The following is a 21,149-nucleotide window of genomic DNA, read 5'->3' on the forward strand; positions in this document are numbered from 1 at the left end:
CAGTCGGGTCGTGCGAAAGGGCTGCGCCATCTCCGAAAGTGGCACCACCGCCGGCCCGCCTTGCTCCGCCGGGAGGCGTGGACTAGTCTCACCCGCGTGAGTGTCTTGACCCGATCATACGCCTTCGCCGCGCTGGGGCTGGCGGTGGGAGTCGGCCTGATGGCCGGGCCCTCCGGCTCGCCCACCATGCTTGGCTTTGCCGGCGTCCTCGGCGCCGCCGGCTTCGGCGGGCTGTTCTGGACCGGCCGGGAACGCCGCCGCAGCGACCGGCTGGCGGCCGACGTCGCGCGCCTGGAGGCCCTGTTGGCCGCCGCGCCCCACCCCTGGTGCGCCTGGGACGCCGGTGGTGGCGTCAGCGCGGCGCCCGGCTGCTCCCGGCTGCTCGGCGCGGTGCCGGGCCAGGACATCGCGAACGCCTTCACCGACGCCGACGCTCCGCGCGTCGCCGAAGCCGTCCGCCGCCTGCGCGCCGCGGGCGAGGGTTTCCGACTCGAGGCGACGACCCGCGGCGGGCGGCGCCTGCTGCTGAGCGGGCAACGGTCCGCCGAGCCGTCCACCACGACGGATGCCTCCGGGCATCAGGACGTCGTCTGGCTGGAGGACGTCACCGACCGCAGCGCCGAGCGCGATGGGCTGGCCCAGGGGCGGCGCGACGCCGAGGCCGCGCTGGCCGAGCTGCGTGCGGCGGTGGACGCCCTGCCGCTGCCGGTGTGGCTGCGCGGGACCGGGCAGATGCTGTCCTGGTGCAACCGCGCCTACGCCCGCGCCGTGGATTCGGAGCCCGCCGCCGTTCCGGACAGCGGCCGGGAGCTGACCGCGGACGGCGCCGGGCGCGCCCTGGCGCAGCGGGCGCTGCACAGCGGGGTCGCCCAGTCGGAGCGGGTCTCCGCCGTCATCGGCAGCGAGCGCCGCCTCCTGGAGGTCACCGAGGCCCCCCTGCCCTCCCCCGACGGCGGCACGCTGGTCGTCGGCTACGCGCTGGACGTCACGGCGGTGGAGGAGATGCGCGGCGAGCTGAGCCGCCACCTCGCCGCCCACGCCGAGGTGCTGGAGCGGCTGGGTGCGGCCATCGCCATCTTCGGCGCCGACACGCGGCTGACCTTCTTCAACCAGGCCTACGCCCGGCTGTGGGACCTGGAGGAGTCCTGGCTGCGCAGCCAGCCCACCCACGGCGAGATCCTGGAGGAGCTGCGCACCCGCCGCCGCCTGCCCGAATACGCCGACTACCAGAGCTACAAGCGCGAGCGGCTGAGCCGCTACACCCGCCTGCTGGAGCCGGTCGAGGAGCTGATGCACCTGCCGGACGGCACGACGCTGCGCAGCCTCGCCGCCCCCCACCCGCTGGGCGGGCTGATGCAGATCCTGGAGGACGTGACCAACACGCTGGCCCTGGAATCCTCCTACAACACGCTGATCGCCGTGCAGCAGGAGACGCTGGACAATCTGGCCGAGGGCATCGCGGTGTTCGGCGGCGACGGCCGGCTGAAGCTGTCCAACCCGGCCTTCGCGCGGGTCTGGGACCTCGACGACGACGACCTGCTGGGCGAGCCGCACATCTCCGCCCTGTTCGAGCGGATGCGGCCCTTCCTGGAGAATGGCGGCGACTGGGACAGCCTGAAGGACGAGATGATCGGCGCGACGCTGGAGCGCGCCGTGCGCTCGGGCCGGCTGGAGCGGGCGGACGGCTCGGTGGTCGAGTTCTCCACCCTGCCGCTGCCCGACGGGGCGGTGCTGAACAGCTATCTCGACGTCACCGACAGCGCCCGGCTGGAGCAGGCGCTGCGCGCCTCCAACGCCGCGCTGGAGGCCGCCGACCAGTTGAAGAGCGAGTTCATCGCCAACGTCTCGCACCATCTGCGCAACCCGCTGAACGGCATCATCGGCTTCGCCGAGGTGCTGGCGAACCAGTATTTCGGCGAACTGAATCCGCGCCAGATCGAGTATGTGAAGGGCGTGCTGAACGCCGGCGAGCGGCTGCTGGAGCTGATCGACGACGTGGTCGACATGACCAGCCTGGGCGCCGGGGTGACCACGCTCGACCGTGGCACCGTGGACGTGCCCGACCTGCTGGAGACGGTGGGCGAGTTGACCCGCGAGTGGGCGCGGCGCGAGGGGCTGCGCCTCGACCTCACCGCCCCGTCGTCGCTGGGCGAGGCGGAGGGCGACGAGCGGCGGCTCAAGCAGGCGCTGTTCACCCTGGTCGTCGGCGCCATCCGCCACCCGCCGGCGGACCGCCGCATCCTGCTGTCCGGAGAGCGGAAAGCCGATGCCCTCGTGCTGACGGTGGGCAGCGGCACCGGGCCGGGCGAGGCCGCCCCGCCCTCGCGCTACGACCGCAACGACCCGCGCGGCGCCGCGGCGCTCGGCTTGTCGCTGGTCCGCAACGTCATGGAACTGCACGGCGGGCGGCTGGAGGTCGAGGAATGGCCGGGTCACGGCACCCGCTTCCGCTGCGTCCTGCCGCTCCCGCCCGCCCCCTGACCTGTCCGGTCAGCCCTGGCCGCGCCGCGCGTCGCGGAAGGGCTCGGCGCTCCCGCCGTGCGGCGAGGTGACGGATTCCGCGACCGACACCGGGCGGTCGGTGGTGATGAGACGCGCGCCGCGCTGATAGGTCGCCCAACGCCACAGCCACTGCATGGTGACCAGCACCCGCTTGTGGAAGTTCACCAGCAGATAGACGTGGACGATCGCCCACAGCACCCAGGCGAACCAGCCCTTCAGCTTGCGCGTCCCGAAATCGAAGACGGCGGCGCTGCGCCCGACGATGGCGGTGTTGCCGCGGTTGCGGAAGCGGAAGGGCTCCAGCGGCTGGCCGCGCAACAGGCTGGCCTCCAGCCCGCCGCCGAGATGCTCGCCCTGCTGCTTGGCGACCTGGGCCAGACCGGGCAGCGGCTTGCCGTCGTCGCCGGCCAGCGCCGCCGTGTCGCCCAGCGCGTAGACATCGGGCACGCCCGGCACCGCCATGTCGGCGTCGACCAGGATGCGCCCGCTGCGGTCGGTCTCCACCCCCAACCAGGAGCCGGCGGGCGACGCCTTGACCCCGGCGCCCCACACGATGGCCCCCGCCGGGATGAAGCGCCCGCCGACCGTCGCACCCTCCGGCGTGATGCTCTCCACCGCCTGCCCGGTCAGCACGACGACGCCCAGCTCCTCCAGCTTGCGGCGGGCGTACTGGCCGAGGTCGTCGGGGAAGGTGGACAGGATGCGCGGCCCGGCCTCGACCAGCAGGACGCGGGCGGTGCGCGGGTCGATGCGGCGGAAGTCGCGGGCCAGCGCGAAGCGGGCCAGCTCGGCCACCGCCCCGGCCATCTCCACGCCGGTGGGGCCGCCGCCCACCACGATGGTGGTCATCAGCGCCTTCTGGCGGGCCGGATCCTCGCACATCTCCGCCTGCTCGAAATTCATCAGCAGCCGGGCGCGGATCCGCCGGGCGTTCTCGATGGTCTTCAGGCCGGGGGCGATCTCCGCCCAGTCGTCGTGCCCGAAATAGCTGTAGGAGGAGCCGGTGGCCAGCACCAGCCGGTCGTAGGGGACGAAGCTGCCGTCGGCCAGTTCCACCCGCTTGGCCGTACGGTCGATGCCGGTCACCTCGCCCATCACCACGTCGATGTTGGGGTGGCGGCTGACGATGCGGCGGATCGGCTCGGCGATGTCGGCGGGCGACAGGGCGGCGGTCGCCACCTGATAGAGCAGCGGCACGAACAGGTGATAATTGTTCCGGTCGATGATGGTGACGCGGATGTTCGTCCCGCCCAGGGCCTCCGCGCAGGCCAGCCCGCCGAACCCCGCCCCGACGATCACGACATGGGGGCGGCGGTCCACGGGCGCGGGGGTGCGGTCGATCTGCGGCACGGCGGCAACCTCCGGTGACGTTGATCCTGCACCGTTAAACGCCGATACGCCGCCGATGTTGCGGTGCATTCCGGAGCCTGAACAGAGGCTACGGTTGCCCCCACCCTTCCCATGCTGCGCATGGGCCCCAACCCTCCCCCGCTTCGCAGGAGAGGGAGCTTATCCCCTCCCCTGCGAAAGCGGGGGAGGGTTGGGGTGGGGGCAAAGCTTCCGGAATTGATGCCCAAGCGAGATGCATAAAGCTCACCGCGGCAGGGTCACCGTCACCCGCAGCCCGCCCTCCGGGCGGTTCGCCAGCGCGATGTCGCCGCCGTGGCCGCGCACCACCGTGCGGGCGGTGGCCAGCCCCAGCCCCACCCCGCCGGTGTCGCGGGAGCGCGAGCGCTCCAGACGGTAGAACGGGGCGAAGACCTTCTCGAACTCGGCCTCCGGGATGCCGGGGCCGCCGTCCTCGATCTCCACCCGCAGTTCCCCCTCCGCGGGCCGCAGGCGCACGGTGAAGCCCCCGCCATAGGCGATGGCGTTGTCCATCAGGTTGGCGAAGGCGCGGCGCAGGGCCACCGGGCGCCCGTCCACCGTCGCGTGCGCCGGCCCCTCGTAGGCCGCCTCGTGGCCGGCGTCCACGCGGTCGTCGCACAGGCTCTGCAGCAGGTCGGCGAGGTCGAGCGGGCCGCGCGGCTCGTGCTTGGCGTCGTCGCGGGCGAAGGCCAGCGTGGCGTTGATCATCGCCGCCATCTCGTCGAGGTCGGCGAGCATCTTGCGCTGCATCTCCGGGTCCTCGACCAGCTCGGCGCGCAGGCGCAGGCGGGTCAGCGGCGTGCGCAGGTCGTGGCTCATCGCCGCCACCATCTGGGTGCGGTCGGCGACGAAGCGGGCCAGACGCGCCTGCATCCGGTTGAAGGCGCGGGTGGCGGCGCGCAGCTCCTGCGGGCCGGCTTCCGGCAGGGGCGGCGCCTCGCCGTCCACGCCCAGCCGCTCCGCCGCGTCGGCGAAGCGCGCGATGGGGGCGGTCATGCGGCGCGCCGTCCAGACCGAGACCAGGGCCACCGCCCCGACGATGCCCGCCATCCACAGCGCGAAGCGCAGCAGCCGGAACGGCCCCTCCAGCGGGTCGCCGCCGACGAAGGTCAGCCAGGACCCGTCCTTCAGCCCCACCGACAGCCGGACGTCGGCGCCCCAGCGGTGCTCGTCCACCGGGAAGGGGCCGGGCATGGGGCGCTCCCGCCGGACCTCGACCACCACGGCGCGGTCGGGATCCTCCAGCTCGCCGCGGATGGCGCGGCGCAGCCGGTCGAAGGGAAAGCCCTCGCGCTGGTTGGCGAAGCGCGGCGTCTCGGGGTTCCAGTCCACCCGCAGCACCGGGTCGTCGATCGCCTTGACCAGCCGCCGCCGCTCCTGCGGCGGGGTGCTCTCCACGAGCTGGACGATGGCGGTGACGCGCTGGACGAGGACGCGCATGCTGTGGGCCGGCGGACCCGGGGGACGGTCGGTCAGATAGACCAGCGCGCTGACCGCCTGGGTCAGCAGCAGCGCCAGAACCACGGTCAGCACCAGCCGCGAGGCGATGCTGTCCGGCAGCCAGCGCCGGGCCACCAGCAGGCGGCTCTTGCGGCCCACTTCCAAGCCAAGATTGCTCATCTCAGGCCCCCGTCACCGCCGGGGTGAACAGATAGCCGCCGCCGCGCACCGTCTTGATCATGGTGGGGTCGGCGGGGTCGGGCTCGATCTTGCGGCGCAGGCGGCTGACCTGCACGTCGATGGAGCGGTCGAAGGGCACCGCCGAGCGCCCGCGCGCCAGATCGAGCAGCTGGTCGCGGGTCAGCACCCGCTGCGGATGCTCCACGAAGGCGACCAGCAGGTCGTACTCCCCGGCGGACAGCTGCACCAGCACCCCGTCGGGCGAGCGCAGCTCCCGCTTGGCGAGGTCGAGCGTCCAGCCCTCGAAGCCCAGCGTCTTGCCCGTGGCGCCGCCGGACACCGGCGGGCCGGAGGCGCGGCGCAGCACGGCCTTGACGCGGGCCAGCAGCTCGCGCGGGCTGAAGGGCTTCGCCAGATAGTCGTCGGCGCCCATCTCCAGCCCGACGATGCGGTCCGTCTCCTCGCCCATCGCGGTCAGCATGATGACCGGCGTCTGCGCCGTCTCGGGGGCGGCGCGCAGGCGGCGGCACAGGCTCAGCCCGTCCTCCCCCGGCATCATCAGGTCGAGCACGATCAGGTCCACGCGCGCGCTGTCCAGCGTGCGCATCATCTCCACCCCGTCCTTGGCCCCGGTGACGCGGAAGCCGTGCCGCGTCAGGAACTGCGACAGGAGGGTGCGGATTTCGCGGTCGTCGTCGACCACCAGCAGGTGAGGTGTGCGGTCCATGGAACGCATGATCCGACGCGCGGGCGCCGGGGTGAAGAAGAAATGTGTAACGCCACGTTACGGGGAGGCCGGCTGTTACACAGCGTTACCAATTCACGGAAGGCCGGACATCAACCGGATACGTTGCCGGCCCATCATCGGGGTCATCGGGAACGCAAGACCCCGTCGATAACAAGGAGCATCCCCATGAAACGCGCTATGATGACCACCGCCGCGCTGGTTCTCGGCCTCGGCCTCGCCGTGCCGGTCTTCGCCCAGCAGCAGCCGGGTCCCGGCGCCGGCCCTGGCCCCGGTCCGGACGGCGGCCGGCATTTCTCCCGGATGTGCGAGGATCAGGACGCCCGGCTGGCCGGCATGCTGGCCTACGCCGAGAAGAAGCTGAACATCACCGACCAGCAGCGCGCCGCCTGGACCAAGTTCGCCGAAGCCGCCAAGGCGAGCCAGAAGCCCACCCAGGATCTCTGCGCCAAGTACAAGGACCAGCCGATGCCCACGGCCGCCCCGGCCCGGCTTGAGCGGATGGAGGCCATGATGTCGGCCCGCCTCGCCCAGCTTCAGCAGGTGCGCCCGGCGCTGACCGACCTCTACGCCCAGCTCACCCCCGACCAGCAGAAGCAGGCCGACCGCTTCTTGAGCCGCGCCGGTCACGGCATGATGGGCGGCGGCATGGGCGGTCCCGGCCCGCGCCATCACGGCCCCGGCCCCATGCACGACGGCCATGGCCCCGGTCCGGGTCCTGACAAGGGCCCCCGCGGCGGCTGATCCCTTTCCTACCACGGGGGCGCTTTTGCCCTCTTTAACCCTCTCCCCTCCGGGGAGAGGGTGGCCCGGAGGGCCGGTGAGGGGGATGTGCTTGGCGGCAAGTCCGGCAAAAGCGCAACCCCCTCACCCTAACCCTCTCCCCAGAGGGGAGAGGGAACTTCGAATGCAGCCCCTCTGTCATGCCTCCCGTCAGCCGTTGACGGAGCGGGCCGCCGGTACCCCCGGCGGCCCGTTTCCGTTCTTACTCGGCGCCGGGAACGCCCTTGGAGGTCGAGTATTCGAAGTGCAGCGCCTCGCCCGGATGGACCAGCGGGTGGATGGCGTGGGCCGCCTGCGCCGCCTCGGAGAAGCCGCAGAGGATCAGCTTCAGCTTGCCGGGGTAGGTGGCGATGTCGCCGATGGCGTAGACGCCGGGGGCGCTGGTGGCGCAGCCGGGCAGGCTGACGCCGATGTGGCTGCGCTCCAGGTTCAGACCCCACTCGGCGATCGGCCCCAGATTCATCGACAGGCCGAAGAAGGCGAGCAGCGCGTCGGCCGGCAGATCCTTCTCCTCGCCGTCCAGCGTGGCGACGCGCACGGCGGAGAGCTGGCCGTTCTCGCCGACCAGACCGGAGAGCTGGTAGGGCACCACCATCTCCACCTTGCCCTCGCGGACCAGGACGTCCATGCGGGCGACGCTTTCCGGGGCGGCGCGGAACTTGGGCCGGCGGTGGACGACGTAGACCTTCTCCGCCACGTCGGCCAGCGACAGCGTCCAGTCCACGGCGGAATCGCCGCCGCCGGCGATCACCACGCGCTTGCCGGCGAAGTCCTGCTTGCGGCGGACCATGTAGAAGACCGACGTGCCCTCATACTGCTCCAGCCCGTCCAGCGGCGGGCGGTTGGGGCCGAAGGCGCCGCTGCCGGCGGCGATGATCACCGCCTGGGTGTCGATGCGCGTGCCGATGCTGGTCTCCACCAGCCAGCGCCCTTCGTCCGTCCGGGTCAGCTTCTCGACCTGCTGGCCCAGATGATAGGTCGGGCTGAAGGGAGCGGCCTGCTCCGCCAGCCGGTCGATCAGGTCGGCGGCCTCGATGGCCGGGTGGGCCGGGATGTCGTAGATCGGCTTTTCCGGGTACAGCGCGGTGCACTGCCCGCCCACCATGTCCAGCGCGTCCACCACATGGCATCGCATCTTCAGCATGCCGCATTCGAACACGGCGAAGAGACCGACGGGGCCGGCGCCGACGATGACGACGTCGGTGCGATGGACGGTGTGCGACATGGGACGCGCTGCCTTGTGCAAACGGGGGAACGATGACGCCTTCAATTGTCCGGTTTCGCGCCCCCGGTCAACCCCGCCCTGCACGGGGAGGGCGAACGGCGCGCGCAAAATGGGTGCGGTCCCGCCGATTTCCTTCTGGGCGTGCGGTCTCCGTGGGGTAGGATTTGCCCGTTTCCCCCGTGCCGGAGCGGCCGCAATGAAGGACTGGCGATGAAGGAGCTGCGCTGCCTCGTGTTCACCGACCAGGAGGTCGTGAAGGCCGTGCTCGACCGCCGTCGCCGGATGAAGGAGCCGTTGCCCAACGGCACGGTCGGCAAGGTCACCTACCGTCCCGGCCAGCCCGGCGGCGGCGGGGTGGAGACGCTGATCCAGGTCACCGGGGACGAGGGCGACGACCGCAGCATGACGCTGCACGAGTCCGAGGTCGCGGCGGCGCTGGTGTCCTACTGCATGGGGCGCAAGATCCCCCTGCCCGTCGAATCCGACAAGATGATCCACCTCATCAACGGCGCCCTGACGCTGATGATCACCATGAACTTCAAGAAGCCGCCGCGTCTGGTGGAAGAGCGCAGCGAGCCGGCGGAGCCCGCCCCCGCCCCTGCCCCCGGCCCGGTGCCGCGCAAGGCCGCCTCGCGACGTTGATGACCGCCGCTGATATGAACCGCATCCCGTGACATGACCCAGACCGATTCCCCCAACGCGCGCGCCGTCACGCTGCCGAGCGAGGAGGCGACCGCCGCGCTGGCCCGCCGCTTGGCCGCCGCGCTGGCGCCCGGCGACCTCGTGGCCCTGCGCGGCGACCTGGGCGCCGGCAAATCCGCCCTGTGCCGCGCCCTGATCCGCGCCGTGACGGAGGAGGACGCCGAGGTGCCGTCCCCCACCTTTACGCTGGTGCAGACCTACGAGACGGACATCGGCCCGGTCTGGCATTTCGACCTCTACCGCCTGTCCGGCCCCGACGAGGTGACGGAACTGGGCTGGGACGAGGCCCGCGCCGAGGCCGTCCTGCTGGTGGAATGGCCGGACCGGCTGGGTCCGCTGCTGCCCGCCGACCGCCTCGACGTCGCGATGAGCTTCGCCGGGCCGGCCGAGCGCCGCGCCACCCTGACCGGCCACGGCGCGTGGGGCTTGCGCTTGGGCGCCCTCGACCTTTCCGGACTGGAGCGGCCGTGACCGACCGCGCGTCGCAGATCGCCGGCTTCCTCGCCCGCCACGGGCTGGAGGGGGCCAAACGCGAGCCGCTGGCCGGCGACGCCTCGGCGCGCCGCTACGAGCGGCTGAGGACTCCAGACGGTGGCACGTTGATCCTCGTCGACACCCCCGCACCGGCGGAGGATCTGGTGCCCTTCATCGCCATCGGCGCGACGCTGGACCGGCTGGGCTTCTCGGTTCCGGCCATCCTGGCGGCGGAGGTCGAGGCGGGGCTGGCCATCCAGGAGGATTTCGGCGACGGCACGCTGACCCGCCTGCTGAACGCGGGGGAGGAGCCGCGCCCGCTCTACGAGCTCGCGACCGACGTTCTGATCGAACTGCACCGCCGCTTCCCCGTGGAGGAGGCGGCCTGCCTGAACCTGCCGCTCTACGACGCGGCCCTGTTCACGCAGCAGGTGGCGCTGTTCGCCGACGTCTACCTGCCCGCGGCGACTGGAAAACCACTGTCCGACACGGCGCGCTCCGCCTTCGACGCGGCGTGGAACGCAGTGGTGCCGGAGGCCTGCGCCGGGCCGCAGTCGCTGCTGCTGCGCGATTACCATGTGGACAACGTGATGCGGCTGCCAAGGCCCGGCCTGCGGGCAGCGGGGCTGATCGATTACCAGAGCGCCGGGCTCGGCCCTGTCGCCTACGATCTGGTGTCGTTGCTGGAGGACGCCCGCCGCGACTTGCCCGCTGGGCTGGAGAGCGTTCTGCTCGACCGCTACCGCACCGCTTTCCCGGATCGGGACTGGGGCGCCTTCCGCCGCTCCTACGCGGTGCTGGGCGCCATCCGGCACACCCGCATCGTCGCCATCTTCGTACGTCTGGCGTTGCAGCGCCGACGCGGCTATCTCCTACACCTGCCGCGCGTCTGGCGGCTTCTGGAAGGCCAGCTCGCCAAGCCCGAACTGGCCCCGGTCGCCGACTGGTTCGCCCGTCATCTGCCGCCGGGTACCCGCGCGGAGCTTGTCGTTCCGGAGCCGGATTGATTATGTCGCCTCTCTCGAAGAAGACCCGCACCAAGACGCCGCCTGTGACCACCGCACCCGCCAAGGCCATGGTGATGGCCGCCGGGCTGGGCCTGCGGATGCGCCCTCTGACCCTGGAGCGCCCGAAGCCCCTGATCTCAGTGATGGGCAAGCCGATGCTCGACCACGCGCTCGACCGGCTGGAGGAGGCCGACGTGACCGCCGCCGTGGTCAACAGCCATTACAAGGGCGAGATGATCGCCGCCCATCTGGCCGGACGGACCGCCCCGGCCATCACCCTGTCGCCGGAGGACACGCTGCTGGAGACCGGCGGCGGCGTGAAAAAGGCCCTGCCGCTGCTCGGCAACGACCCGGTCTATGTGGTCAACGCCGACATCCTGTGGCTCGACGGTCCCTCCCCCACGCTGGCGCGGCTTGCCCGCCACTGGAATCCGGAGGAGATGGACGCGCTCCTCCTGCTGATGGCGACCACCAAGGCGGTGGGCTACGAGGGGCGCGGCGATTACCACATGGACCCGCTGGGCCGGCTGACCCGGCGCGGCGAGATGGAGATCGCCCCCTTCGTCTACGCCGGCGTCCAGATCGTGAAGCCGGAACTGTTCGGGCAGGACACTCCCGACGGCGCCTTCTCCACCAACCGCGTCTGGGACCGCGCGCAGGAGGCCGGGCGCCTCTTCGGCCTCGCCCATGACGGGCTGTGGTTCCACATCGGCACCCCCGACGCGCTGGCCGAGACGGAGGAGATGCTGTCGATGAGCGACGTGTCGGTGGTCACCACCTGACCGACCGCTTGGCCGCCCCTTTGTGAGAATTTTTGTATTCCTTGACGCTTTGTGGTCTCATTGCCCCACATCTAGTATCCTCGCGCGTCTGACGATACAGCTTCCGGGGCAGGCATGAGCGGCAGGGCGGAGCCCAAGGTCTATTCAATTCCCACCGGCGTGTCCTTCGTGGACCAGCTCGCCGCGGGCATCCTGGACCGTGTGGGGAACGACCCGCTGGCGCTGGCCGGGGTGACCGTCCTGCTGCCGACGCGCCGCTCCTGCCGCTCGCTGCGCGAGGCCTTCCTGCGCCGCTCCGGCGGGCAGCCGATGCTGCTGCCGCGGATGAGCCCGCTGGGCGAGCTGGACGCCGCCTCCCTCAGCCTGACCTCGGCGGAGGAGCTGCCCGGCGTGCCGCTGGAGCTGCCCGACCCGATCAGCGGGCTGAAGCGCCAGATGATGCTGGCCCGGCTGATCCTCCAGGCGACCGGCGTGTCGGCCACCACCGCGCAGGCGGTGCGGCTCGGCGCCGATCTGGGGCGGCTGATCGACGCGGTGTGGACGGAGGATGTCGCCTTCGACCGGCTGGCCTCGCTGGTGCCGGAGGATTACGCCCAGCACTGGCAGGTGACGCTGGAGTTCCTGAAGATCGTCACGGAGCACTGGCCGGCCATCCTCGGCGCCAGCGCCCTGACCGACCCGGCGCAGCGCCGCAACCTCGTTCTTCAGACCCAGGCCGCGCTCTGGCGGGCGGAGCCGCCGCAGGGGCTGGTCATCGCCGCCGGCTCGACCGGCTCCATCCCGGCGTCGGCCGACCTGCTGGCGGTGGTCGCCGCCCTGCCGCAGGGCGCCGTCGTTCTGCCCGGCCTCGACCTGGAGGCCGACGAGGCGAGCTGGGACGCCATCCGCGCCGACGAGGCGCACCCGCAACACGGCCTCGCCCACCTGCTCGACCGGCTGTCGGTCGGCCGCGCCGCCGTCCGCCGCTGGAACGACGCGGAGGAGCCGCGGGCCGCCCGCGCCCGCCTGCTGGCCGAGGCCATGCGCCCCGCCGCCACCACGGAAAGCTGGCGGGAGCTGGACGGGCTGGACGCCACCGCCCTGGACGGGCTGACCCGCATCGACGCCCCGACCGCGGAGGAGGAGGCGTCGGTCATCGCCCTGCTGCTCCGCCACGCGCTGGAGACGCCGGGCAAGACGGCGGCGCTGGTCTCCCCCGACCGCAACCTCGCGCGCCGGGTCGCCATGGCGCTGACCCGCTGGGGCATTGCGGTCAACGACTCGGCGGGCCAGCCGCTGGTCCACACCGCGGTCGGCACCTATCTGCGGCTGACCGCCGAGCTGGCCGCCAGCCGCGCCCACCCGCTGGCCCTGCTGGCGCTCGCCAAGCACCCGCTGGCCGCCGGCGGGCACGACCCGGCGGAATTCCGCCGCTCCGCCCGCGCGCTGGAGCGCACCGTGCTGCGCGGCCCCCGCCCGGCGGAGGGCTTCGCCGGGCTGATCGCCGCGCTGAAGGCCGCCGACCGCTTCGACCACCCGGACCAGCAGGCCGCCCTGCTCGGCTGGCTGGAGAACCTGGAAACGCTCGCCGCCCCCTTCATGGAGGCTCTGTTCAGCGAGGCCCCGCTCAGCGACCTCGTCCGCGCGCACGTCGCCTTCGCGGAGGCGCTGGCCTCGCGCACCGACGCGCCGGGTTCGGAATTCCTGTGGCGGCAGGACGACGGCGAGGAGGCCGCGACCTTCGTCCATGAGCTGCTGGAAGCGGCGGACGGTTTCCCCGCCGTTCCCGGCAAGGACTATCCGGCGCTGCTCGACGCGCTGATGGCGATGCGCCCGGTGCGCCCGCGCTTCGGCCTGCACCCGCGCCTCTACATCCTCGGCCCCATGGAAGCGCGCCTTCAGCATTTCGACCTGCTGGTCCTCGGCGGGCTGAACGAGGGGACCTGGCCGCCCGATCCCGACGCCGATCCCTGGATGTCGCGCCCGATGCGCCGGGATTTCGGCCTGCCCAGCCCGGAACGCATGGTCGGCCTGTCGGCCCACGACTTCACCCACGCCTGCGGCGCGGAGGAGGTCGTGCTGACCCGCGCGGAACGGGTGGACGGCACGCCGACCGTCCCGTCGCGCTGGCTGCTGCGGCTGGAGACGGTGCTGCGCGCGCTGGGTCTGGACGGGCGGATCGAGCTGGCCGGGGAGCCCTGGCTGGCCTGGGCGCGCGGGCTGGACGAGCCGGACGCCGTGCGCCCCGTCGCCCCGCCGGAGCCGCGCCCGCCGGTGTCCGCCCGCCCGCGCAAGCTGTCGGTCACCAAGATCGAGAAGTGGATGCGCGACCCCTACGCCATCTACGCCGAGCATGTTCTGCGCCTGCGCAAGCTCGACCCCATCGCCGCCGACCCCGGCGCCGCCGACCGCGGCCAGTTCATCCACGCGGCCCTCGACGCCTTCGTGAAGGCCTATCCGGGCCAACTACCCGACGACGCGCTGCACCGGTTGCTGGCGATGGGCCGCGAGTCCTTCGGCCCGTTGCTGCACAGCCATCCCGACGTCTGGGCCTTCTGGTGGCCGCGCTTCGAGCGCATCGCCGAATGGTTCGTCGGGCTGGAGCGCGACCGCCGCCGCACCCTGAAGCCCCTCTCCACCGAGGTGTCGGGCGAGCTGACGCTGAGCGGCCCCGCCGGCCCCTTCCTGCTGACCGCCAAGGCCGACCGCATCGATTCGGGCGGCGAGGGGCTGGTCCTGATCGACTACAAGACCGGCACCCCGCCCTCGACCCGCGAGATCGAGTTGGGCTTCGCCCCGCAGCTGCCGCTGGAGGCCGCCATGGCCGAGGCCGGCGGCTTCGCCGGAGTCGCGAAGAACCGGGTGGCCGAGCTGGCCTTCTGGCGCCTGTCCGGCGGCGACCCGCCGGGCGAGGAGAAGGCGGTGAAGGGCGACCCGGCGACTCTGGCCGCCGAGGCCCGCGCCGGGCTGGAGGAGTTGATCCGCCATTTCGACGACCCCGCCACCCCCTACCGCTCCTGCCCCCGCCCGGCCATGGCCCCGCGCTACACCGACTACGCCCACCTCGCGCGGGTGCAGGAGTGGTCGGCGGGTGGCGATGGGGGTGAGGGGTGATGCGCCGCGGCCCCCTCCCCAACCCTCCCCCGCCTTCGGCGAGGGAGGGGATTTTGCGCGAAGCGGCGGCAGTCCCCTCTCCCGCAAAGCGGGGGAGGGTTAGGGAGGGGGCACCCGCCACCCCCACCGCCCCACACCGCACGACCCGCCCATGACCGTCCTCGACTTCCCCGTCCGCGACCTGCCGCTGGACCCCAACGTCGCGCAGCGGCTCGCCTCCGATCCGCTGTCGTCGGTGTGGGTGGGCGCCTCCGCCGGGTCCGGCAAGACGAAGGTGCTGACCGACCGCGTGCTGCGGCTGATGCTGTCCGGCACCGCGCCGGCGCGCATCCTCTGCCTGACCTTCACCAAGGCGGCGGCGGCGGAGATGTCCATCCGCATCAACCGCACGCTGGGCATCTGGGCGACCCTGCCGGACGAGGGGCTGGAGGATCGGCTCGCCGACCTCTGCGGCGAGCGGCCGAGCGCGGAAACCCGCACCATCGCCCGCCGGCTGTTCGCCCAGGTGGTGGATTGCCCGGGCGGCATGAAGATTCAGACGATCCACGCCTTCTGCCAGTCGCTGCTGCGCCGCTTCCCGCTGGAGGCCGGACTCGCCCCGCATTTCGAGGTGATGGACGAGCGGACATCCGCCGGTCTGCTGACCGAGGCGCGGGACGAGGTGCTGCACGCCGGGCGCGCCGCGCCCGACAGCCCGCTCGGCACGGCGATGGCCCGCCTGACCGCCGAGCTGAACGCCGAGGAGTTCGCCGACATCCTGGCCGAGCTGGCCAGCGAGCGCGGGCGAATCCAGCGCCTGTTCGAGAGCTTTCACGGGTTGGACGGCGCGGTGGACGCGGTTCACGACGCGCTGGGCGTGCCGCCCGGCATCACCGAGGCCGCCATCCTGCGCGAGGCCTGCGCCAACCACGCCTTCGACGTTCCGGGGCTGCGCGACGCCTGCCGGGCGCTGTCCACCGGCAGCAAGACCGACGAGGAGCGCGGAGTCGGCATCCAGAGCTGGCTCGACGCCGCGGAAAACCGCGTGCGCGCCTTCCAGATCTACGTCCGCCATTTCCTGACCGCGGAGGGCGGCGCGCGAAAGACGCTGATCACCAAGAAGCCGGCAACCTCCTTCCCTGCCGCCCTGACGGCTCTGGAGCGTGAGGCGGAGCGGCTCGTTTCGCTGATGAAACGGGTTCGCTCGGCCGGAGTCGCCGCCTCCACCACCGCCCTGCTGACCCTGGCCGAGTCGCTTCTGAGCGCCTATGAGGCGAAGAAGAAGGCCAAGGCGCTGCTCGACTACGACGACCTGATCCTGTCGGCCAACGCCCTGCTGCGCGGCAAGGACGGCGTCCCCGCCGTGCCCTGGGTGCTGTTCAAGCTGGACGGCGGGCTGGACCACATCCTGATCGACGAGGCGCAGGACACCAACCCGGAGCAGTGGCAGGTCGTCGGCTCCATCGCCGAGGAGTTCTTCGCCGGCCTCAGCGCGCGGGACGGGGGGAGACGACCCGCACCGTCTTCGCGGTGGGCGACGAGAAGCAGTCGATCTTCAGCTTCCAGCGCGCCGACCCCGCCGAATTCGCCCGCATGCGCCGCCATTTCCAGACCCGCGCCAAGGCCGCCGAGCGCGACTGGCACGCGGTGGCGCTGGACATCTCCTTCCGCTCCACCGCCACCGTGCTGCAAACGGTGGACGCGGTGTTCGGGCTGGACGGCGCCAAGGATGGTGTCGCGTCCGAAACGAACCCGGTGATCCGCCACCGCGCCTTCCGCCGCGGCCATGCCGGTCTGGTCGAGCTGTGGCCCCCGGTGAAGCCGGCGGAAGCCGCCGACCCGCCCGCCTGGGCGCCGCCGGTGGAGCGCGAGGCCGCCGATTCGCCGTCGGCCCGGCTGGCCGCGGTCATCGCCGACACCATCCGCGACTGGACCCAGCGCGGCGAGTCGCTCGAGTCGCGCGGCCGGCCGATCCAGCCCGGCGACGTCATGGTGCTGGTCCGCCGCCGCACCGCCTTCGTGACGGAGCTGGTGCGCGCTCTCAAGGATCGCGCCGTGCCGGTGGCCGGCGTCGACCGCATGGTGCTGACCGAGCAGCTGGCGGTCATGGACCTGATGGCGCTGTGCGAGTTCCTGCTGCTGCCGGAAGACGACCTGACTCTGGCCACCGTCCTCAAGGGGCCGCTGATCGGGCTGAGCGAAGACCAGCTCTTCGACCTCGCCCACGGGCGGCGCGGCACGCTGTGGCGGGCGCTGGTGGCGAAGGCGGAGGACGACCCGGCCTACCGCCCGGCCCGCCGCTATCTGGGCGCGCAGCTCGCCCGCACCGACTTCCTGGCGCCCTACGAGCTGTTCGCCGGGCTGCTGGCCGCCCCCTGCCCCGCCGATCCGGACGGCTCCGGCCGCCGCGCCCTCCTGAAACGGCTCGGCCCCGACGCGCAGGACCCTCTGGACGAGTTCCTGGCCGCATGCCTGGCCTTCGAGAAGACCGAGCCGCCGTCGCTGCAGAATTTCCTGGCCTGGCTGGCGGCCAGCGAGGCGGAGATCAAGCGCGAGCTGGAGCAGGGCGGCGGACGCGTACGCATCATGACGGTGCACGGGTCGAAGGGGCTCCAGGCGCCCATCGTCTTCCTGCCCGACACGCTGGGCACGCCGACCCAGAGCCCGCCGATCCTCTGGCCCGACGAGGGCTGCGCCGTGCCGCTGTTCGCCGCCCGCCGCTCGCAGGAGGACGCGCTGTGCGCCGAGGCGCGCGCCCGCGCCAACCGCCGCCGCGACCAGGAGTACAGGCGGCTGCTGTACGTCGCCCTGACCCGCGCAGAGGACCGGCTGTACGTCTGCGGCTACCAGGGCAAGAAGGAGCCGTCGGAGGCCTGCTGGTACAAGCTGGTCGAGGCCGCGATGGGCGAGATCGGCGTGCCGCACCCCTTCGACTTCTCCACCCTCTGCCCGGACGGCTGGAGCGGCGAGGGCTGGCGGCTGGCCGACCCGCAGACCGCCGTTCCCAAGCCGGACGGCGCCGGGGCCGGCCGCGTGCTGACGGCGCAGGAAGCCCCGCCCTGGCTAACCGCCGCCGCGCCGGAGGAGCCGGAGCCGTCGCGCCCCCTCACCCCCTCCCGCCCCGACGGGGACGAGCCGGCGATGCGCTCGCCGCTGGGCGAGGACGACGGCGCGCGCTTCAAGCGCGGCCTGCTGATCCACCGGCTGATGCAGACCCTGCCCGACCTGCCGCCCGACGCGCGGGAGGGTGCCGCCCGCCGCTACCTCGCCCGCCCCGGGCATGAGCTGACGGCCGAGCGCCAGGATGAAATCGCATCCGAAACGATGCGCGTCCTGACCGACCCGCGCTTTTCCCGACTGTTCGGCCCCAACTCCCGCGCCGAGGTCGAGGTGGTCGGTCTGGTGACCGGGCGCGCCCTGTCGGGCCGGGTCGACCGGCTGGTGATCGAGGACGACGCGGTGTGGATCGTCGATTACAAGACCAACCGCCCGCCGCCCGTCCGCGCGGAGGACGTGCCGCCCGTCTATGTCCGCCAGATGGAGGCCTACCGCGCGGCGCTGCGCGCCATCTACCCGGACAAGGCGGTGCGCTGCGTCCTGCTGTGGACCGACACCCCCGCTTTGATGGAGTTGCCGCCCTGATGGAACTTCCGGAGTGAGGCGCGCGCGATAGTCCGCCTTTGGAACTTTTCACCCCCGGCCGCGTTGCACGGGGCGGCGGATTGGGTTGACGAGACCGCATTCGCGCCCCGGCTTGACCAATGAGGGGGCTCGGTCATACATTTTGGCAAATTCCACCGATGAGGGATGGGTCCGCCGCCGGTGGAAAATCGGCGCGGCGGTGCCCCTGAACCCAGGCATAGAGGTCACATGAGCGATCCCATCAAGGTCACCGACGACAGCTTCGAGCAGGACGTGCTGAAGGCCGACGGTCCGGTCCTGGTCGATTTCTGGGCGGAGTGGTGCGGCCCCTGCAAGATGATTGCTCCCGCGCTCGACGACCTCGCCAAGGAGTATGGCGGCAAGGTCACCGTCGCCAAGCTGAACATCGACGACAACCCCGGCACCCCGACCAAGTACGGCGTGCGCGGCATCCCGACGCTGATGCTGTTCAAGAACGGCAACGTCGCCGCCACCAAGATCGGCGCCCTGCCGAAGACCGCCCTGTTCACGTGGGTCGACGAGGCTCTCTGAGCCAAGCGGTCCCCGGACGATCGAAAAGCCCCGCCCCTCCGGCGGGGCTTTTTGTTTGCGCGGCCTTGCGGCCTGTCGGAGACTGCGCGGGCCATGGCCTACCGACTGCCGCCCCTCAACACCCTGCGCCTGTTCGAGGCCGCCGGCCGCCACCAGAGCTTCAAGGCGGCGGCGGAAGAGCTGCACCTGACCCCCAGCGCGGTCAGCCACGGCATCCAGACGCTGGAGGACTGGCTGGGGGTGGAGCTGTTCCTGCGCGGCAACCGCAGCCTGTCGCTGACCCCCGCCGGCCACGCCTACCTGCCCCGCGTGCGCGACGCGCTGCAGTCGCTGGCGCTGGCGACGGAAAGCGTGCCCGGCCGGGCCCCCAGCGGGCGGCTGTCGGTCAGCGCCGCCCCGACCTTCGCCCTGCGCTGGCTGATCCCCCGCCTGCCCGCCTTCCAGGAGCGTCACCCGGCGATCACGGTGGCGCTGGACACCGCCCACCGGGTGGTCGAGTTCCCCCGCGACGGCATCGACGCCGGCATCCGGCTGGGCCGCGGCGACTGGGCCGGTCTGGCCGCGCTGAAGCTGATGGAGGAGGACCTCGTCCCGGTGGCCGCCCCCGCCCTGGCGGCGCGCATCGCCGGTCCCGCCGACCTCGCCGCCGTCCCGCTGCTCCACGTCGCCGACGTGTCGGAGGACTGGAGCGCTTGGGCCGAAGCCGCGGGCCTGCCGCCGTCGGCGCTGGACGACGGGCTGAAGCGCGGGTTGCGGCTGGACGCGATCCACATGGCGGTGGACGCCGCGGTGCGCGGGCTGGGCGTCATCATCGGGCGGCGTCCGACCGTCGATCCGGAGCTGGCGTCCGGCCAGCTGGTCGAGGTGATGGGGCCGCGCCTGCGCGCGAAAAGCGCCTATTGGCTGGTCACCGCCCAAGACAGCCTGCGCCGCCCGGAGGTCGCCGCCTTCCGCGCCTGGATGCGGGCGGAGTTCGCCCAGGGGCGATGACCCGCGTCGGGTGAAATCCACTCACCCGACGATGAAAAGGTCCCGTTTGCCGAAGCGGCGGGGACAGCCGGATGCTGGTGCCTTCCTCGCACCCGCCGGAGGCCACCATGACCCTGCACGCCCTCCCCCGCACCGCCCCATCGCCGGCCCGCCATCTCCACGCCCTGCTGGCCTGGATCGCCCGCATCCGGGAGGAGCACCGCCAGCGCGACGCCCTGCTCTCCCTGTCCGACCGGGAGTTGCGGGACATCGGCATCACCCGCTACGACGCCGTCACCGAGGCGCAGAAACCGCTCTGGCGCTGAGCCTCAACCGACCAGACGCCGCACCGTCCGCTCCACCGACCCGACGTAGGAGCCGCCGAACAGCCGGACATGCACCAGCAGCGGGTAGAGGTTGTAGAGATCCCGCCGCAGCTCGAAGAAGCCCGCACGCAAGGGCCTGATCTCCCCGTAGCGGCGGAAGAAGGCATCGCCGAAGGTGCCGAACAGGGTGCTGAAGGCCAGCTCGATCTCCGCGTCGGCGTGGTGCAGGGCCGGGTCGATGAAGGCCGCCACCCGCCCGCCGCGAGCCAGCACATTTCCGCCCCACAGGTCGCCATGGATCAGCGAGGGCGGCCCCGGCTCGCCGATCAGTTCCGGCAGGCGGGCGGCCAGCCGCTCCAGCCCGGCCATCAGCCCGGCGTCGATGCGCCCCTCCTCCAGCGCCTTGCGGCCCATGTGCAGGAGGCGGTGGTCGCGGAAGAAGGCGATCCAGTCCGCCGTCTCGCCGTTCGGTTGGGGCAGCGGCCCGATCAGCGTGTCGCGCGGGAAACCGTAGCGGTCCGCCGTGATGCCGTGCAGGGCGGCGACCAACTCCGCCGCGTGCTCCTCCACCGCTGGGGTGATGCCGCCGCTGGTGTCGATGCGGTCCATCACCAGGAGCCCGTCGTCGGCGTGATGCACCGCCGGCACCGGCAGGGCGGAGCGTTCGGCCAAATGGCGCAGCATGAAGCCCTCCGGCTCCAGCCCCGTCCCGCTTCCGGAGGCGACCTTCGCCACCAGCCGCCGGCCGTCCGCCAGGGTCATGGCCCACAGCGCCGCGTTGTGCCCGTCGGCCAGCCGATCGAGCGACCGGACCGGACTGCCCAGCCCCTGTTCCAGAGCCTCCCGCAGGTCCGGCGCGCTGCTCACAGCCGGTCCCGCCGGATCGCCTCCAGCAGCCCCGCTGCCCCAGCCTCGCAGAGGTCCAGCACCTCGGTGAAATGCAGCCCCTCGCCGTAATAGGGGTCGGGTACCTCGCGCGTCGGCGCGCCGGGGGCGTAGTCGAGGAACAGGGCGACCGTCGCCCGGCTGTCCGTCGGGGCCATGCGCCGCAACTGCGCCAGATGCCCGCCGTCCATCGCCAGGATGTAATCGAAGTCGGCGAAGTCCGCCGCGGTCACCTTGCGGGCGCGCAGATCCGACAGGTCCACCCCGCGGGCCTTGGCGGCGCGCTGGCTGCGCGGGTCGGGCGCCTCCCCCACATGATAGCTGTGGGTGCCCGCCGAATCGGTGCCGATGCGGCTCTCCAAACCGGCTTGCCGAACCCGGTCGCGAAACACACCTTCCGCGGTGGGCGACCGGCAGATGTTGCCCGTGCACACGAACAGGACCTTGACCATCCCGGTCTCCTCCTTTCTGTTTCCCGCATCCGAGATCTAGCAG

General features: G+C 72.2%; 18 protein-coding genes. 12 read left to right on the forward strand and 6 right to left on the reverse strand.

Features of this window, described 5'->3' with window-relative positions; all coding sequences use genetic code 11:
• Positions 1–96 precede the first annotated feature (96 nt).
• A complete protein-coding gene (locus tag ACWPN5_RS16630) occupies positions 97–2,481 on the forward strand; it encodes a sensor histidine kinase (protein ID WP_492296321.1) in 2,385 nt (794 codons plus the stop codon).
• Positions 2,482–2,490: 9 nt separating this feature from the next.
• On the opposite strand, the gene ACWPN5_RS16635 is transcribed toward ACWPN5_RS16630, so the two are convergent.
• The 3 genes from ACWPN5_RS16635 to ACWPN5_RS16645 all read right to left on the reverse strand — a co-directional run bounded on the left by ACWPN5_RS16635 (position 2,491) and on the right by ACWPN5_RS16645 (position 6,217).
• Entirely contained in the window at positions 2,491–3,852 is a 1,362-nt protein-coding gene (locus ACWPN5_RS16635; protein WP_145681206.1) for an NAD(P)/FAD-dependent oxidoreductase, read from the reverse strand.
• A gap of 243 nt (positions 3,853–4,095) precedes the next feature.
• Entirely contained in the window at positions 4,096–5,490 is a 1,395-nt protein-coding gene (locus tag ACWPN5_RS16640; protein ID WP_492296322.1) for an ATP-binding protein, read from the reverse strand.
• Between the two features lies 1 nt (position 5,491).
• Positions 5,492–6,217, reverse strand: coding sequence for a response regulator (locus ACWPN5_RS16645; protein ID WP_145681205.1), 726 nt, complete (start codon positions 6,215–6,217; stop codon positions 5,492–5,494).
• A gap of 186 nt (positions 6,218–6,403) precedes the next feature.
• On the opposite strand from ACWPN5_RS16645, the gene ACWPN5_RS16650 reads away from it, so the two are divergent.
• The gene (locus tag ACWPN5_RS16650) at positions 6,404–6,979 is read left to right on the forward strand and encodes a Spy/CpxP family protein refolding chaperone (protein WP_492296323.1); all 576 of its coding nucleotides are present in this window, start codon (positions 6,404–6,406) and stop codon (positions 6,977–6,979) included.
• Positions 6,980–7,220: 241 nt separating this feature from the next.
• Here ACWPN5_RS16650 and ACWPN5_RS16655 read toward each other — a convergent pair whose 3' ends face one another.
• Complete coding sequence (locus tag ACWPN5_RS16655) at positions 7,221–8,243, reverse strand: NAD(P)/FAD-dependent oxidoreductase (protein WP_145681203.1); 1,023 nt, start codon at positions 8,241–8,243, stop codon at positions 7,221–7,223.
• A gap of 210 nt (positions 8,244–8,453) precedes the next feature.
• Between ACWPN5_RS16655 and ACWPN5_RS16660 the strand changes: the two genes are divergently transcribed.
• From ACWPN5_RS16660 to ACWPN5_RS16705, 10 genes are all read left to right on the forward strand, one after another.
• A complete protein-coding gene (locus ACWPN5_RS16660) occupies positions 8,454–8,885 on the forward strand; it encodes a hypothetical protein (protein WP_145681202.1) in 432 nt (143 codons plus the stop codon).
• A gap of 33 nt (positions 8,886–8,918) precedes the next feature.
• Positions 8,919–9,416: a tRNA (adenosine(37)-N6)-threonylcarbamoyltransferase complex ATPase subunit type 1 TsaE gene (gene tsaE / locus ACWPN5_RS16665; protein ID WP_492296324.1), complete on the forward strand. Its 498-nt coding sequence runs from the start codon at positions 8,919–8,921 to the stop codon at positions 9,414–9,416.
• Complete coding sequence (locus tag ACWPN5_RS16670; protein WP_492296325.1) at positions 9,413–10,426, forward strand: aminoglycoside phosphotransferase family protein; 1,014 nt, start codon at positions 9,413–9,415, stop codon at positions 10,424–10,426. Before tsaE ends, ACWPN5_RS16670 begins: the two co-directional genes overlap by 4 nt.
• A 2-nt stretch (positions 10,427–10,428) precedes the next feature.
• Positions 10,429–11,208, forward strand: a complete 780-nt coding sequence (locus tag ACWPN5_RS16675) for a nucleotidyltransferase family protein (RefSeq protein WP_492296326.1) — start codon at positions 10,429–10,431, stop codon at positions 11,206–11,208.
• Positions 11,209–11,322: 114 nt separating this feature from the next.
• A complete protein-coding gene (gene addB, locus ACWPN5_RS16680; RefSeq protein ID WP_492296327.1) occupies positions 11,323–14,301 on the forward strand; it encodes a double-strand break repair protein AddB in 2,979 nt (992 codons plus the stop codon).
• Between the two features lie 151 nt (positions 14,302–14,452).
• Complete coding sequence (locus tag ACWPN5_RS16685; RefSeq protein ID WP_492296328.1) at positions 14,453–16,039, forward strand: UvrD-helicase domain-containing protein; 1,587 nt, start codon at positions 14,453–14,455, stop codon at positions 16,037–16,039.
• 356 nt (positions 16,040–16,395) lie between these two features.
• The gene (locus ACWPN5_RS16690) at positions 16,396–17,922 is read left to right on the forward strand and encodes a PD-(D/E)XK nuclease family protein (protein ID WP_492296397.1); all 1,527 of its coding nucleotides are present in this window, start codon (positions 16,396–16,398) and stop codon (positions 17,920–17,922) included.
• 228 nt (positions 17,923–18,150) lie between these two features.
• Positions 18,151–18,474, forward strand: coding sequence for a thioredoxin TrxA (trxA, locus tag ACWPN5_RS16695; protein ID WP_014238663.1), 324 nt, complete (start codon positions 18,151–18,153; stop codon positions 18,472–18,474).
• Positions 18,475–18,567: 93 nt separating this feature from the next.
• On the forward strand, positions 18,568–19,464 hold the full coding sequence (gene gcvA, locus ACWPN5_RS16700; RefSeq protein WP_492296329.1) for a transcriptional regulator GcvA: 897 nt from the start codon (positions 18,568–18,570) through the stop codon (positions 19,462–19,464).
• A 71-nt stretch (positions 19,465–19,535) separates the two neighbouring features.
• Positions 19,536–19,769, forward strand: coding sequence for a DUF1127 domain-containing protein (locus ACWPN5_RS16705; protein WP_492296330.1), 234 nt, complete (start codon positions 19,536–19,538; stop codon positions 19,767–19,769).
• A gap of 3 nt (positions 19,770–19,772) precedes the next feature.
• Here ACWPN5_RS16705 and ACWPN5_RS16710 read toward each other — a convergent pair whose 3' ends face one another.
• Entirely contained in the window at positions 19,773–20,636 is an 864-nt protein-coding gene (locus ACWPN5_RS16710) for a fructosamine kinase family protein (protein ID WP_492296331.1), read from the reverse strand.
• Complete coding sequence (locus ACWPN5_RS16715; RefSeq protein ID WP_145681195.1) at positions 20,633–21,106, reverse strand: low molecular weight protein-tyrosine-phosphatase; 474 nt, start codon at positions 21,104–21,106, stop codon at positions 20,633–20,635. Before ACWPN5_RS16715 ends, ACWPN5_RS16710 begins: the two co-directional genes overlap by 4 nt.
• Positions 21,107–21,149 lie beyond the last annotated feature (43 nt).

Source organism: Azospirillum sp. UENF 211521 (assembly GCF_058780535.1).